Annotated in this window: 10 protein-coding genes; 6 read left to right on the forward strand and 4 right to left on the reverse strand. The window is 61.4% G+C overall.

Features of this window, described 5'->3' with window-relative positions; genetic code table 11:
- Positions 1–135: 135 nt before the first annotated feature.
- On the reverse strand, positions 136–1161 hold the full coding sequence (locus J2J98_RS03470; protein ID WP_138395543.1) for a LacI family DNA-binding transcriptional regulator: 1026 nt from the start codon (positions 1159–1161) through the stop codon (positions 136–138).
- 297 nt (positions 1162–1458) lie between these two features.
- Here J2J98_RS03470 and J2J98_RS03475 point away from each other — a divergent pair, with 297 nt between their 5' ends.
- From J2J98_RS03475 to J2J98_RS03500, 6 genes are all read left to right on the forward strand, one after another.
- Complete coding sequence (locus J2J98_RS03475) at positions 1459–2820, forward strand: ABC transporter substrate-binding protein (RefSeq protein WP_064710796.1); 1362 nt, start codon at positions 1459–1461, stop codon at positions 2818–2820.
- A 183-nt stretch (positions 2821–3003) separates the two neighbouring features.
- Positions 3004–4017: a carbohydrate ABC transporter permease gene (locus tag J2J98_RS03480; RefSeq protein ID WP_207602343.1), complete on the forward strand. Its 1014-nt coding sequence runs from the start codon at positions 3004–3006 to the stop codon at positions 4015–4017.
- 1 nt (position 4018) lies between these two features.
- Positions 4019–5182 carry a carbohydrate ABC transporter permease gene (locus tag J2J98_RS03485; RefSeq protein ID WP_064709901.1) on the forward strand — a complete coding sequence of 388 codons (1164 nt, stop codon included), beginning with the start codon at positions 4019–4021 and terminating at the stop codon, positions 5180–5182.
- Positions 5183–5214: 32 nt separating this feature from the next.
- Positions 5215–6867 (forward strand): beta-galactosidase BglA, encoded by a 1653-nt coding sequence (gene bglA, locus J2J98_RS03490; protein WP_207602344.1) that lies wholly within the window; start codon positions 5215–5217, stop codon positions 6865–6867.
- A 21-nt stretch (positions 6868–6888) separates the two neighbouring features.
- Positions 6889–7977: an ABC transporter ATP-binding protein gene (locus J2J98_RS03495; protein ID WP_064709903.1), complete on the forward strand. Its 1089-nt coding sequence runs from the start codon at positions 6889–6891 to the stop codon at positions 7975–7977.
- Between the two features lie 176 nt (positions 7978–8153).
- Entirely contained in the window at positions 8154–8507 is a 354-nt protein-coding gene (locus J2J98_RS03500; protein ID WP_009996042.1) for a hypothetical protein, read from the forward strand.
- Positions 8508–8693: 186 nt separating this feature from the next.
- On the opposite strand, the gene edd is transcribed toward J2J98_RS03500, so the two are convergent.
- From edd to zwf, 3 genes are all read right to left on the reverse strand, one after another.
- On the reverse strand, positions 8694–10514 hold the full coding sequence (gene edd, locus J2J98_RS03505; RefSeq protein WP_207602345.1) for a phosphogluconate dehydratase: 1821 nt from the start codon (positions 10512–10514) through the stop codon (positions 8694–8696).
- A 78-nt stretch (positions 10515–10592) separates the two neighbouring features.
- Positions 10593–11291, reverse strand: coding sequence for a 6-phosphogluconolactonase (gene pgl / locus J2J98_RS03510; protein WP_207602346.1), 699 nt, complete (start codon positions 11289–11291; stop codon positions 10593–10595).
- Between the two features lie 10 nt (positions 11292–11301).
- Positions 11302–12777: a glucose-6-phosphate dehydrogenase gene (zwf, locus tag J2J98_RS03515; protein ID WP_064709906.1), complete on the reverse strand. Its 1476-nt coding sequence runs from the start codon at positions 12775–12777 to the stop codon at positions 11302–11304.
- Between the last annotated feature and the right edge of the window lie 80 nt (positions 12778–12857).

The following is a 12857-nucleotide window of genomic DNA, read 5'->3' on the forward strand; positions in this document are numbered from 1 at the left end:
TTGGAAATTGATCACCCATGGCCCCTCCCTGTGAAAGCGAGAGGCACCGTCGTTACGCGAACTTCCTGTTAACGGGTCGCCGCTTTACCTGGGGTCGCGCTAGCTCTTCTCCGGACTTGCCAAACAGAGAATGCTCTATGTCTGCGGGGCAGGGCCGGTCGAGGCCCTGACGATCAGTTCGGTTTTCCACAGCTCCTGGTCGGGGAAGGGGCCGCCCTGTTTCACTGTGCCGATCAGCCGCTGCGCGATGCGGACGCCTGCCGACCGCAGCGAGGAGCGTGTCGTCGTCAGCGGCACCGAGAAGTTTTCCGGCTTCAATAGCGGCAGCACGTCGTCATGGGCGATCAGCGAAATGTCGTCGCCGAGCCGCAATCCCGCCTGGTTGACCGCGCGGATTGCCCCGAGCGCCATCACCGTGCTGGAGCAGAGGATCGCCGTCGGCCGCTCCGGAAGCTGCAGGAACCTTTCCATCGCCAGCAGGCCCTGTTCGTCCGTCATCAGCGCGTGGTTCATGCAATGCTCCTCGAGCGTGAGGCCGCGTTCGGCAAGGGCTGAGATGACGCCGTTCCTTCTGCGGATGGCGAAATCGAGATGCATTGGACCGTTCATCAAGGCAAAGCGCGTATGGCCGAGCTGCAGCAAGAGCCGCGTCGCGTCGTAGAAAGCCCCTTCGTTATCAATGTCGAGATAGGGATAATCCGGCTCCGCGCCGAAGGAGCGGCCGTGCACGACATAGGGCATGGAGAGCGATTTCAGCATGGCGAGCCGCGGGTCGTGAGCGCGCATATAGGCAATGAACAGCGCGTCGACATTGCCGCTGATCGCAAGCCGCCGGAGCGCCGCTACCTCATCATCCGGGTCGGACGGCATGATGACGAAATGGAAATCATGGCGCACGGCCTCCTCGCCGAGCCCAGCCAGAAATTCGCCGAAATGGACGTCGGATTGGTGGCCCGGCGCCGTCGGCATGACGAGGCCGATCGAGCCTGCCTTGCCGGTTGCGAGCCGCTGGGCAGCCTTGTTCGGCCGGTATCCGGTTTCCTTGACGGCCTGAAGCACGCGCTCCCGAGTCGCTTCATTGACCTCGGGATAGCCGTTCAGCGCCCGGCTCACCGTCGTCTGCGAAAGCCCAAGCATTTCCGATAGCTGTTTGAGATTCACCTGCTATGCTTCCTCCCGGCCCGCCCTCAGCCGCCTTAAAAGGCCTCCCGCCTTTAAATGGCATCCAAAGCGCTTTCAATTATGTATCATCTCGAGCGCTTGACTCAAGAAAAATCGCTCCATATTTCCACGATAGGCGCTGCTGCGCCGGGATATTTCCTGCGCTCGGGAGGGATTTTCGCGAAATGACTTGACTTCATTCCACCGAAAGTGAAATGAGTTGGGTGTCAAAGCGCTTTGAAATTTCTTTCTTAAGGAAATTCGGCGCGGTTGGGATTGTGATGGGAGGTTGATCACATGAAAAAGTCATTTTTGATGGGCGTTGCCGTTGCGGCGCTCTTTGCTGGAGCTGCGTCCGCGGCCGATCTGAAATTTGCCCCTGGACAGGATTCCAAATTCAACTGGAAGAGCTATGACGAGTTCAAGGCCGCGCATGCCGATCTGAAGGGGCAGCCGCTGACGATCTTCGGGCCGTGGCGCGGAGAGGATGAGGCGTTCTTCATGAGCGTTCTCGCCTATTTCACCGAAGCGACCGGGGTCGACGCAAAGTACTCTTCTTCCGAAAACTACGAACAGCAGATCGTCATCGACACGCAGGCGGGCTCGCCGCCGAACATCGCCATTCTGCCGCAGCCGGGCCTTCTGGCCGATCTCGCCAGCAAGGGCTTTCTGACGCCGCTCGGTGACGACAATTCCAAATGGATCAAGGACAATTACGGCGCAGGCGACAGCTGGGTCGGTTACGGCACCTACAAGGGCAAGGATGGCAAGGAAGCTTTCTATTCCTTCCCTTACAAGGCCGACGTCAAGTCGCTCGTCTGGTACGTTCCGGAGAATTTCGAGGAAGCCGGCTATAAGATTCCGACGACCATGGAAGAGCTGCATGCCCTGACCGACCAGATCGTCAAGGACGGCGGCGTTCCCTGGTGCATCGGTCTTGGCTCCGGCGGCGCCACCGGCTGGCCGGCGACCGATTGGGTCGAGGACATCATGCTGCGCATGCAGCCGCCCGAAGCCTATGACAAGTGGACGACCAACGAGCTGAAGTTCACCGATCCGGCCGTCGTTGCCGCGATCGACGAGTTCGGCAAGTTCGCCAAGAACGAGAAATATGTCGATGGCGGCGTGGCTGCCGTGGCTTCGACCGATTTCCGCGACAGCCCGAAGGGCCTCTTCGCCGTTCCGCCGAAGTGCTACATGCACCATCAGGCCTCGTTCATTCCGTCCTTCTTCCCTGAGGGCACGAAACTCGGCCAGGATGCCGACTTCTTCTACATGCCGACCTATGCCTCGAAACCGGAACTCGGCAAGCCGGTTCTCGGCGCCGGCACGCTCGTCTCGATCGCCAAGGATTCGAAGGCGGCTCGTGCCTTCATCGACTTCCTGAAGACCCCGATCGCGCACGAGGTATGGATGGCGCAATCGAGTTTCCTCACGCCATACAAGAGCGTCAGCACCGAGGCTTACGCCAATCCGCAGATGAAGAAGGAAGGCGAGATCCTGACTTCCGCCACTACCTTCCGCTTTGACGGTTCCGACCTGATGCCGGGCAAGATCGGCGCCGGCGCCTTCTGGACGGGCATGGTCGATTTCGTCGGCGGCAAGTCCGCCGAAGAGGCGGCCGGCGAAATCCAGAGCGCCTGGGACGGCATCAAGTAATCAGTCAGATATGCCGCCGGTTTGCCGGCGGCATGGCCTGCATGACTGGCCGGGCTCGCCAACAGCCCGGCCATCGCAGGAATATTGTGATTGGGCAATACGAATGGATTGACGGTGACCGGCCTTGACCCGTCAGAATGAACGTCGATCGGAATAGATCAGGGGAAGCAGGGGAGGGACGAAATGCTGTCGCAGATAGTGTCCGCTTTGGTCGTCGTGTTCGTCGCCGTTGTCGCGTGCTCGGCCTATTTCTATTTTTCCAACAAGATCCTGGATCTCGCATTGCCGGTGAGCGACGGCGACGTGCGCGCCGCATCGCGCAATCTCAACCGCCGCGCTGTCATCCGGCCATGGCTGTTTCTCGGCCCGGCGCTCTTCCTGCTTTTCGTCTACCTCGTCTATCCCGTCGTTGCGACCTTCATTCTCTCCTTTTATGACCGTACCGGTCTGCAGTTCGTCGGTATCGCCAACTATAAATGGGCGATTGGCGACCGCGAATTCCGCCAGTCGATCTTTAACAACATCCTCTGGCTCGCCGTCGTGCCGGCCGCCTGCACCTTCTTCGGCCTCGTCATCGCGGTAATGACCGATCGCATCTGGTGGGGCAATATCGCCAAGAGCATCGTCTTCATGCCGATGGCGATCTCCTTCGTCGGTGCCTCGGTCATCTGGAAATTCATCTATGAGTATCGCGGCGGCAACGACGTTCAGATCGGCCTCTTGAACGCCATCGTCCAGCTTTTCGGCGGCACGCCCGAAGTCTGGATCTCGGTTCCCTTCTGGAACAACTTCTTCCTGATGATCATCCTGATCTGGATCCAGACCGGTTTCGCCATGGTCATCCTGTCGGCCGCGCTGCGCGGCATCCCCGAGGAGACGATCGAGGCCGCCGTCATCGACGGCGCCAATGGCTGGCAGATCTTCTGGCGCATCATGGTGCCGCAGGTCTGGGGCACCATCGCCGTCGTCTGGACGACGATCACCATCCTCGTCCTCAAGGTCTTCGACATCGTGCTGACCATGACCAACGGCCAATGGCAGACGATGGTGCTGGCGAACCTGATGTTCGACTGGATGTTCCGCGGCGGTGGCGATTCCGGCCGAAGCGCCGTCATCGCCATCATCATCATGCTCGCGGTCACGCCGATCATGATTTGGAACGTGCGCCGTGCCAATCGCGAACTGAAGGGCCATTGAGATGACCGCTGTCGGAAGTTACTTCAAGATCGGCCCCGCCCGCCTCTTCGTTCACCTCGCCGTTCTGCTGATCGTCATCATCTGGCTGATCCCGACGCTCGGCATCTTCGTCAGCGCGTTGCGCGACAAGGACCAGATCGTCGTCTCCGGCTGGTGGACAGCCTTCGTCGGCTCGACGCAGACCGTCGCCGTGCGCCTGGGCACGCCCGACCAGCAGCGGCAGGAAGGCGCCAACTACGTCATCTCGGGCAATGTGCTGGAAGGGCAGACCGGCCGCTCGGTAAAAGCCTTCGGTAACCGCGTGCAGCAGCCGGCCGCTTTCGACGCCGGTATGACCGCCGATCTCGGCGACGGCGAAACGCTGCAGATCAACAGCGACGGCAGCTATCGCTACATGAAGAACACGGCCTTTTCGCCTGACGAGCGGCCGCGGCGCATCTACGTGTCCGTCTCAGCGCCGCCGGAATTCACGCTGCAGAACTACAATACGGTTCTAACCGGCGAAGGCATCGGCCAGTCCTTCATCAATTCCCTGACGGTGACGATCCCGGCAACGATCATCCCGATCCTGATTGCCGCTTTTGCCGCCTATGCCTTGAGCTGGATGGAGTTTCCCGGCCGCGCGCTGCTGATAGCCCTCGTCGTCGGCCTCATCGTCGTGCCGCTGCAGATGTCGCTGATCCCGCTGCTGCGCCTCTATAACGAGGTCGGCAATATGCTCGGCCAGCCGTCGAAGACTTATCCCGGCATCTGGCTGGCGCATACCGCTTTCGGCATGCCGCTCGCCATCTTTCTGCTGCGGGCCTATATTGCCGGCCTGCCGAAAGAGATCATCGAATCCGCCCGCGTCGACGGCGCAAGCGATTTCGAGATCTTCACGCGCATAGTTTTGCCTTTGTCCTTCCCGGCACTCGCCTCCTTCGCCATCTTCCAGTTCCTGTGGGTGTGGAACGATCTCCTTGTCGCCATGGTCTTCCTCGGCACCGACAAGGATCACCTCGTGCTGACCGGCAGCCTGAACGCGCTGCTCGGCTCGCGCGGCGGCAATTGGGAGATTCTGACGGCGTCGGCCTTCGTCACCATCGTCGTGCCGCTGCTCGTCTTCTTCGGACTGCAGCGTTATCTGGTGCGTGGTCTGCTGGCGGGCTCGGTCAAGGGCGGCTGACCAATCCCCAAATGTGACGAACAGGATAACTTATGAACGTGGCTTCTCAATCGATCTTGACCGCCGACAAGGACTGGTGGCGCGGCGCGGTGATCTATCAAATCTATCCGCGCTCCTACCAGGATTCGAACGGCGACGGCATCGGCGACCTGAAGGGCATCACCGCCCGTCTGCCGCATGTGGCAAGCCTCGGCGTCGACGCGATCTGGATCTCGCCCTTCTTCACCTCGCCGATGCGCGATTTCGGTTACGACGTTTCCGATTACGAGAATGTCGATTCGATCTTCGGCACGCTGGTGGATTTCGACACCATGATCGCTGAGGCCCATCGCCTCGGCATCCGCGTGATGATCGACCTCGTCATCTCCCACAGCTCGGACCAGCACCCCTGGTTCGTGCAAAGCCGGTCCAGCAAGACCAACGCCAAGGCAGACTGGTATGTCTGGGCCGACGCCAAGCCCGATGGCTCGCCGCCGAACAACTGGCTGTCGATCTTCGGCGGTTCCGCATGGGCGTGGGATCCGACGCGCATGCAGTACTACCTGCACAATTTCCTGACCTCGCAACCGGACATGAACCTGCATAATCCTGAGGTGCAGGACCGGCTGCTGGATGTCGTGCGCTTCTGGCTCAATCGCGGCGTCGACGGCTTCCGCCTCGACACCATCAATTTCTATTTCCACGACCCGCTCTTGCGCGACAATCCCGCCCTTGCGCCCGAGCGGCGCAACGCGTCGACGGCGCCGGCGGTCAATCCCTATAATTTCCAGGAGCACATCTACGACAAGAACCGGCCGGAGAACCTTGCCTTCCTGAAGCGTTTCCGCGCCGTCCTCGAAGAGTTTCCGGCGATCGCCGCCGTCGGTGAGGTGGGTGACAGCCAGCGCGGCCTCGAAATCGTTGGCGAATACACCTCCGGCAATGACAAGATGCACATGTGTTATGCCTTCGAGTTCCTCGCGCCCGATCCGCTGACGCCGGAGCGCGTCGAGGAGGTGATGGAGGATTTCGAAGCCGCCGCACCCGATGGCTGGGCCTGCTGGGCCTTCTCCAATCACGACGTCATGCGTCACGTCAGCCGCTGGGGCGGACTGGTCGCCGATCATGACGCTTTCGCCAAGCTCTATGCCTCGCTGCTCATGACGCTGCGCGGTTCCGTCTGCCTCTATCAAGGCGAGGAACTGGCCCTGACGGAAGCCGATCTCGCCTATCAGGATCTGCAGGATCCCTATGGCATTCAGTTCTGGCCGGAATTCAAGGGCCGCGACGGCTGCCGCACGCCGATGGTCTGGGACAGCCACGTCGCCCAGGGCGGCTTTTCCACCGTCAAGCCCTGGCTGCCGGTGCCGGTCGAGCACATTCTGCGCGCCGTTAGCGTCCAGCAGGGCGATGAAACTTCGGTGCTGGAGCACTATCGCCGCTTCATCGCTTTCCGCAAGCAACACCCGGCCTTTGCCAAGGGTGAGATCGAATTCGAGGATGTTCAGGGCGATAGTCTGGTCTTCACCCGCGAATATGGCGACGAGAAGCTGCTCTGCATTTTCAACATGAGTCCGGCCGAGACCAGCGTCACTCTGCCTGCGGGAGAATGGCAGGCGTTGACGGGCCATGGCTTTATCAGCAACAACTATAGCGACAAGATCGATATTCCGGCCTGGGGGGCGTATTTCGCCCGTCTCGCCTAAGGATCAGGAGGGGAGAGAAAAATGACTGGACTGACACTGAAGGACATCCGCAAATCCTACGGTTCCGTGGATGTTCTCCATGGTATCGACCTCGATATCAAGCAGGGCGAATTCATCGTCTTCGTCGGTCCGTCCGGCTGCGGCAAGTCCACGCTTCTGCGCATGATCGCCGGCCTCGAGGCGATCACCGGCGGCGAGATGTATATCGACGGCCAGCTCGTCAATGACGTGCCGCCGTCGAAGCGCGGCATCGCCATGGTCTTCCAGTCCTACGCGCTCTATCCCCACATGACCGTCTACGACAACATGGCCTTCGGCATGAAGATCGCCGGCGAAAACAAGCAGGAGATCGAACGCCGCGTCCGCGCTGCGGCCGAGAGCCTGCAGCTGACCAAATATCTCGACCGGCTGCCGAAGGCGCTGTCGGGCGGCCAGCGCCAGCGCGTGGCGATCGGCCGCGCCATCTGCCGCGATCCCAAGGTCTTCCTGTTCGACGAGCCGCTGTCCAACCTCGATGCCGCGCTGCGGGTCGCCACTCGTATCGAAATTGCCCGTCTCAACGAGCAGATGGCCGATACGACGATGATCTACGTCACCCATGACCAGGTCGAGGCGATGACGCTCGCCGACCGCATCGTCGTCCTCTCCGCCGGCAATATCGAGCAGGTTGGCGCACCGCTGGAGCTGTACGAGCGCCCCGCCAACCTCTTCGTCGCGAAATTCATCGGCTCGCCCGCCATGAACATCATTCCCGCCACGATCGCGGAAACCGGCAGCCAGACGACCGTGACGCTGACCGGCGGCATGTCGGTGACATTAGATGTGGCGACCGACGCGTCCGAGAAGGGCAAGCAGGCGAGCTTCGGCGTCCGTCCCGAAGATCTGAGGATCGCCGACGGCGCCGACTATGTTTTCGAGGGCGAGGTGTCGATCGTCGAAGCGCTCGGCGAAGTAACGCTGCTCTATATCGAGGGCCTGGTTCCCGGCGAGCCGATCGTCGTCAAGCTGCCAGGCATCTACGATGTCCATAAGGGCCAGAAGATGCGTTTTGCCGCCGATCGGCAGAAGCTCCATCTCTTTGACGCGACCGGCCATACATACCGGAAATGAAGCGGCCATTTTTGGGGTGGTAATCCCAGGAATTGTGCACGGGCGGCCGAATTCTCACTTTCTGTTAAAGATCGGCTGCTACCTTTTCCTCATCGATTTATGAGGGGGATAAGCACGTGGCCGCTTCCAATCCGTCACAGCCAAGATCTCATTTCCTGAGCAAGGAAGAATCCTTCATGTATGACCGCGAGGCGCGGTTCAAGATGGAGGACACCATGAACGCCGCGCGCATCGAATATACGGAAAAGGGCGTCATGCATGCGGCTTCGCGCCGCTGCGATATTGTCCGCATCTCGATGAGCAGCGCGACACTCGCAATCCTGACCCAGTTCAACCTGCCGAAGCAGTTCTATCTGGACATTCCGGATGCCCGCATCACCAAGGTCGGCTGCCTGCTGATGAAGGTCAACGCCAACAACACGATCGAGGTCCGCTTCCTGCGTCTGCTGACGCAGAAGGAGCTGAACAAGATCTTCGTCTACAGCACCCACCCGGCGCACAAGGATTACGTCCTCGACATCCGCGCCTGACGGATAGTCTCGGACCGGTCATAGAAAAACCCGCGGGACGCTTCAGGCGCTCCGCGGGTTTTGTTTATTCAAACTAGAGCAATTCCAGGAAAAGTGCGAAGCGGTTTTCCGTCCGGAATTGCGCAAGAACAAAAGGCTAGAGCGGTTCTGCGCTTCGGTGAAAAGCTGAACCGCTCCAATGTCGCTTCAGTGGAAGAGCACGCTGGCGCCCTGATCCGAAGCGCCGACGGCACGGCGGAAAGGAGCGAAGAGCTCGCGGCCCATTCCGAATTCATTATCGGAGAGATCGATGCTCACCGGCTCGCGTTCGGCCAGATCAGCCGCATCGACGAGCACTTCAAGCGTGCCCTTGATCGCGTCGAGACGAATGATGTCGCCGTTCCTGATGCGGGCGATCGGGCCGCCGTCGACCGCTTCCGGCGTGACGTGGATCGCCGCCGGCACCTTGCCGGATGCGCCGGACATGCGCCCGTCGGTGAGCAGCGCCACGCGAAATCCGCGGTCCTGCAGCACGCCGAGCGGCGGCGTCAGCTTGTGCAGTTCCGGCATGCCGTTCGCCTTCGGTCCCTGGAAACGGACGACGGCGACGAAATCGCGGTTGAGCTTGCCTTCCTTGAAGGCGTCCTGCAGTTCCTGCTGGCTGTGGAAGACGATCGCCGGCGCTTCGATGACATGGCGCTCCGGTTTGACGGCGGAGATCTTGATGACAGCCTTGCCGAGATTGCCGCGCAGCATCTTCAGCCCGCCATTCGCCTGGAAAGGCGTCTCGATGCTGGAAAGCACCTTCGGATCGTGGCTCTTCTCCGGCGACGGCTCGCGCAGGACGTTGTTGTTTTCGCCGAGGCGGGCATCGACCGTATAGGCTTCGAGGCCCTGGCCGAAGACGGTGCGCACGTCGTTGTGCACCAGGCCGTGCTTCAACAGTTCCTTGATGAGGAAGCCCATGCCGCCGGCGGCTTGAAAATGGTTCACGTCGGCAAGGCCGTTCGGGTAGACGCGCGCCAGCAACGGCACGACTTCCGAAAGTTCGGCAATGTCCTGCCAGGTCAGCTGGATGCCGGCTGCCCGGGCCATGGCGACGAGATGGAGCGTATGATTGGTCGAGCCGCCGGTGGCATGCAGGCCGACGACGCCGTTGACGACGGAGCGCTCGTCGATCATCTCGCCCGCTGGCGTGAATTCGTTGCCGAGCGCGGTGATCGCCAGGGCCCGCTTGGCGGCTTCGCGCGTCAGTGCTTCGCGCAGCGGCGTGCCGGGATTGATGAAGGAGGACCCGGGCAAGTGGAAACCCATGATCTCCATCAGCATCTGGTTGGAGTTGGCGGTGCCATAAAAGGTGCAGGTGCCGGGACCATGATAGGATTTCGATTCCGCCTCCAGCAGTTCGGCGCGCCCGACCTTGCCCTCGGCAAAGAGCTGGCGCACACGCGACTTCTCATCATTCGGCAGTCCCGTCGTCATCGGGCCGGCGGGGACGAAGATCGACGGCAGATGGCCGAAGGACAGCGCCGCAATGACGAGGCCCGGGACGATCTTGTCGCAGACGCCGAGGAAGAGGGCGGCATCGAACATATTATGCGACAGGCCGACGCCCGCCGCCATGGCGATCAGGTCGCGCGAGAAGAGCGAAAGCTCCATGCCCGGCTGTCCCTGGGTGACGCCGTCGCACATGGCGGGCACGCCGCCGGCCACCTGGGCGACACCGCCTGCCTCGGCGGCCGCCTCACGGATGATCGCCGGGTAGGTCTCGAACGGCTGGTGGGCCGAGAGCATGTCGTTATAGGCGGTGATGATGCCGAGATTGGGTATGCGGTCGCCGGCGAGCGCGTCCTTTTCGGCGGGGGAACAGATCGCGAAGCCGTGGGCGAGGTTGGCGCAGCCGAGCACCGAGCGCTGCACACCCTTGGAAGCGGCGGCGCGCACACGTTCCAGGTAGCGCTCGCGGGTCGGCTTGGAGCGTTCGACGATGCGATCGGTGATCGCAGAAATGCGTGCATGAGCGGACATGGAAAATCCCTGCCTTATTCGTTGTCTCTATCTCTTTCGGCGGCTCCGGCCTTAATCCGGACCCGGTTCTGGGGCCGATCAGGGAGCCCAGTAGATCTCGACCGGGGAAGCGGCCCGGCGCAGAACGGCGCGGATCGGCATTTCTGCCTCGTCACCGCTGCCTTCCGCCTTGGCGAGAACGTCTTTTTTGCCTTCGCCCTCGATATGGAGCACCAGGAGTGCGGCATCCTGAAGACTGGAGAAGGTAAAGGTCAGGCGCGGCTCTCCGGCTCCTTCCGCCTCCATGGTGATGACGCTGCGCGGCGTCGACGCGTCGAGCGCCCGGGCAAGATTGCTGCCGCCGGGAAAGAACGAGGCCGTGTGGCCGTCGCCGCCCATGCCGAGGATGACGACGTCGAAGGGGATGCCGATTTCGGCGCTCTTTACCGTGGCAAGCCGGGCGGCCTCCCCGACCGAGGATGCTGGCTGATAAAGCGGCACGAAACGCGCCGCCTTCGCCTTGTTCTGCAAGAGGTTGGCATCGACCAGCAAATGGTTCGAGCGCGCATTGTCGGCCGGCACGAAACGTTCGTCAACCAGCGTGATCGTCACCTTGTCCCAGGCGATGTCGTGCGCCGAAAGCGCCTGGAAGAAGGCCTTCGGAGTCGAGCCCCCGGAAACGGCGATGGACGCCGCACCGCGGGCGGCGATTGCCGCCGACAGCTTATCGGCGACCTTCTCGGCGAGGCTGCTGGCGAGGTCTGCGGCACTGGCGAAGGAATGCAGGGTCGATGCCATCGATGTCGTCCTAGATGTCGTCATGCCAGGTGCGGCCGTCGCGCTCGATCAGCGCGATGGCCTGGCTCGGGCCCCAGGTGCCGGCCGTATAGCCCTGCACCTGCTGGCCGGTCGTTTCCCAACCCTTGAGGATCGGGTCCACCCATTTCCATGCGGCCTCGACTTCGTCGCGGCGCATGAACAGTGTCTGGTTGGAGCGGATCACGTCCATCAGCAGACGCTCGTAGGCGTCTGGATTGCGGACGTTGAACGCCTGGGCGAAGCTCATGTCGAGCGACACGTTGCGCAGGCGCATGCCGCCCGGACCCGGATCCTTGATCATCAGCGACTGCTTGACGCCTTCATCGGGCTGCAGGCGGATGATCAGCTGATTGGCGACGATGCGCCCGGCTGCCTGGTCGAAGATCGCGTGCGGGATCGGCTTGAAGGTGATGACGATCTCCGACATGCGGCCGGTCAGGCGCTTGCCGGTTCTGATATAGAAGGGCACGCCGGCCCAGCGCCAGTTGTTGATTTCCGCCTTGATGGCGACGAAGGTCTCGGTATTCGAGACGCCGCCTTCGAGTTCTTCGAGGTAGCCCTTGACCGGGCCGCTGCCGGAGGCGCCGGCGCGATACTGGCCGCGAACCGTCGCCTGCTCGACATTGGAGGCGTCGAGGGGCTTCAAGGCGCGCAGCACCTTCAGCTTCTCGTCGCGAACGGCTTCTGAATCCATCGACGAGGGCACTTCCATCGCCGTCAGGCAGAGCAGCTGCAGGATATGGTTTTGCACCATGTCGCGCAGCGCGCCGGCCGTATCGTAATAGCCGGCGCGGCCCTCGAGGCCGACCGATTCCGCCACGGTGATCTGCACATGATCGATGTAGTTGGCGTTCCACAGCGGCTCGTAGAGCGCATTGGCGAAACGCAGCGCCATCAGGTTCTGCACCGTCTCCTTGCCGAGATAGTGGTCGATGCGGAAAATCTGCTCTTCCTTGAAGACGCGGCCGATCGTGTCGTTGAGCTGCAGCGCCGAGGCGAGGTCGCGGCCGATCGGCTTTTCGACGACGATGCGGGTCGATCTGGTGATCAGCTTGTGATCGTGGATCTTTTGCGAAATGTCGCCGAAGATGCCGGGCGCGACCGCCAGATAAAAGGCGCGCACCCGGTCCCGGCTTTCGTCGAGCAGTTTCTTCAGCTGATCCCAGCCAGTATCGGTACGGGCGTCGACGGAGACGTAGTAGAGGCGAGCGCAGAACTTCTCCACCTCCGCTTCGTCATATTCCCCCTTCTTCAGGTGCTCCGTCAGCGCATCCTTGGCAAACTTGCGGTATTCTTCATGCGAAAGCGGGCTGCGCGAGGCACCGATGATGCGCGTCGGTTCCGAGAACTGACCCTCGATCTGGCGATGGTAGAGCGCAGGCAAAAGCTTCCGCTCGGCAAGGTCGCCGCTGCCGCCGAAGACGACGTAATCAAAAGGCTCAACGGGAATGATCTGGCTGCTCATGAGCTTGTCTCTCAATCAGGCTGGTTGGCGGCCCTTTTAATCTAATCGATTTAAAAAAGCCAGTGTGCAGTGCAATGAAT

This window comes from Rhizobium bangladeshense (assembly GCF_017357245.1).
GTDB classification, from domain to species: Bacteria; Pseudomonadota; Alphaproteobacteria; order Rhizobiales; family Rhizobiaceae; genus Rhizobium; species Rhizobium bangladeshense.

Excerpts from the sequence above, each read along its gene's own strand:
- J2J98_RS03495 (WP_064709903.1), top strand. The coding sequence starts at position 6,889 with ATGACTGGACTGACACTGAAGGACATCCGCAAATCCTACGGTTCCGTG.
- edd (WP_207602345.1), bottom strand. The coding sequence starts at position 10,514 with ATGTCCGCTCATGCACGCATTTCTGCGATCACCGATCGCATCGTCGAA.
- J2J98_RS03485 (WP_064709901.1), top strand. The coding sequence starts at position 4,019 with ATGACCGCTGTCGGAAGTTACTTCAAGATCGGCCCCGCCCGCCTCTTC.
- pgl (WP_207602346.1), bottom strand. The coding sequence starts at position 11,291 with ATGGCATCGACCCTGCATTCCTTCGCCAGTGCCGCAGACCTCGCCAGC.
- J2J98_RS03475 (WP_064710796.1), top strand. The coding sequence starts at position 1,459 with ATGAAAAAGTCATTTTTGATGGGCGTTGCCGTTGCGGCGCTCTTTGCT.
- J2J98_RS03500 (WP_009996042.1), top strand. The coding sequence starts at position 8,154 with ATGTATGACCGCGAGGCGCGGTTCAAGATGGAGGACACCATGAACGCC.
- zwf (WP_064709906.1), bottom strand. The coding sequence starts at position 12,777 with ATGAGCAGCCAGATCATTCCCGTTGAGCCTTTTGATTACGTCGTCTTC.
- J2J98_RS03480 (WP_207602343.1), top strand. The coding sequence starts at position 3,004 with ATGCTGTCGCAGATAGTGTCCGCTTTGGTCGTCGTGTTCGTCGCCGTT.
- bglA (WP_207602344.1), top strand. The coding sequence starts at position 5,215 with ATGAACGTGGCTTCTCAATCGATCTTGACCGCCGACAAGGACTGGTGG.